Here is a 2,192-nt window from a genome sequence, read left to right on the forward strand (position 1 = left end):
GCATTGGGAACAGTTTCACTATTTTTGTAGGTATTGTAATAGTAATTAAAATTGATAACTCCTATATAATTAGCATGATCTCTAGGTTTACTATCTTTTAACATTTTCATTATGTTGTCAGTGTTTATTTTTTGATCGCGTTTGAAATTTTTAATTAATTCCTTTTCTTGTTGTTTATCTATATGTATATCTAAATAGTAATAGAAATTTGGATTCTTTTTATGATAGGAGAATTCACTTAATAAGTTATACTTTTTTATCATCTTATCGGATTGTTTCAAAACATCACGATGTTGTTCAACATAAGCTCCTTTGAATATTTCTAGAAAAACATCATCGCTTCCATTTTTAACTATTTCATATGAGTCTTTGTCTACAATTAAATAAGCAAGAGTGCGGTATGGTTTTTTTATTTCCACGTAAGTCTGTTGATCAGGAGCTCCAAACCCACTATCAGCAGAAAGAATTTTAAAATCCCCATTCTTTATCCCGTAGTTTTCGGACAAATAATCTCCTATTGGTTTTTCTAATAGTTTTGTGTCTGTAGAGCAACCATTTAATAGGGATAGTGGTATGCCCAGTAATAAGATAAAAACAGTTACTTTTAGTTTCCTCATTCTTCCCCCTCCTTGAACTATATTTTACCATTTTTAAGAATAAAAAGGGGATCTCTCTTGTGAGAAGTCCYCCTTTTTTTAAAATACAACAATTGTTGTGTTAACATCAAATGGATGCGKGTATGTGTTTGACAGCGATTTAAATATTTAAAAGTATAGAGGAAATTGCTCTTATGGAAAGAAAAGAATAAGATGTGGTGGATAATTCATCAAGTAAAAAGGTGAACGCATAAGGAAAATATTCGTTCACTTTTATTTTACCTTTTATAAATGTAGTTCATAATCCCCGTCAAAACTGTTTAGTCTTCCAAATAGTTCCTCGTATGGACTATGTTTTTTTGAAAAGCCATTTTTTAATGCAAAGTGGTAACCTTCTTCAGTTATAACTTCTTGTAATATTAATCGTTCAAAGCCTTTTTCTTTAGCGAATGTTTTAAACCATTCAAGAACAATACTGCCCTTACCTTGATTACTTGGGGTAATGTTTATAGCAGTAATTGCCAAGTATGGATCGGGGAAAAATTCGCTTCTAAGGTTAATGGTGACTTTAGATTTTTTAGAAGAAATATCTAAAGAATACTTAGAAAGACCTTCTATGAACATTATTTCATCTTGTACTAATTCGTCTAATAACATTTTTAATTTTTGAAAGTCTTGTACATGAAGAGGGATTTTATTGAATTTTTCTACCAAAACAAGTAACTCCTTTTATTTTTATCAGAATAAATATCATTATATCTGAAAATCCAAGGATTGCGTGGAGAAATTAGTATTTGCTCAAGGTCATTTAAAAAGTGTCCCTTTAGATGGATAAAGGGACAATGAAAAATTTTGAAGAAAAGAAGGGCTAATAATTATTAACTATAAACAAGATAAATGTACTATAGATCTACAGAGTTTTTTATTGTTTTTTTACACTTATCCATTTCTATACACACGCCAGCCTTTTATATTTTGGGTCCCAAACTAGCCCCACTTAGCCCCAGTAGTATTCTTATTTATGCTCTATCTTGCAATATAAATGATAAATAAAAAAAGCCCAAAACCCTGAATTAACAAGGGTTCTAAGGCATTTAATACTACTCTTTGCAGAGTTCCGATTCTATTAAAAACAGAATTCATCCATTAAATAAACTATATACTAGTGGGTTAAATTGTTAATCATGAGCGGTGAAATGTCATTGCTCAAATTAGTAATAAACTATTTATTTTTATTACAGTTACATCCTTTTTTCTTTACATAGCCTAGCTCGGCTAAATCTCTTTGTGACTGGGAATCGGAAGATTGAGAGTTCGAAGATTGAGAGGATGCTGAAGAGCTACTATTTTTATTATTAGAGTAGTTTTTTCGATAGTTATAATTACTCATAGTACTATCACCTCCAATTAAATATATAAATATTATATGTATGTACTCTATTAATTGTTACGATAAAAAATCTCCTCGATATTTTCCGAGGAGATAAATGGTGGTTCTATTAAAATGATACTAATTAATACCCCCAGTATAGAGGGAAGTAATAAGAATCTTGGTAATATAGATTTTGTTGTTGAGTAGGGGGCTGAGTTGACTGA

General features: G+C 30.2%; 2 protein-coding genes and 1 pseudogene. All 3 read right to left on the reverse strand.

The annotated features are described in order from the left end of the window. A partial coding sequence (locus AC1DJR_RS27405) for a hypothetical protein (RefSeq protein WP_477003983.1) occupies positions 1–617 on the reverse strand: 617 nt, incomplete at its 3' end. Positions 618–881: 264 nt separating this feature from the next. Continuing rightward, positions 882–1,310 carry a GNAT family N-acetyltransferase gene (locus tag AC1DJR_RS27410; protein ID WP_326997825.1) on the reverse strand — a complete coding sequence of 143 codons (429 nt, stop codon included), beginning with the start codon at positions 1,308–1,310 and terminating at the stop codon, positions 882–884. 800 nt (positions 1,311–2,110) lie between these two features. Further along, positions 2,111–2,192 (reverse strand): annotated as a pseudogene (locus tag AC1DJR_RS27415) (cupin domain-containing protein); the annotation flags it as partial.

This window comes from Bacillus sp. 05T31 (genome assembly GCF_056396725.1).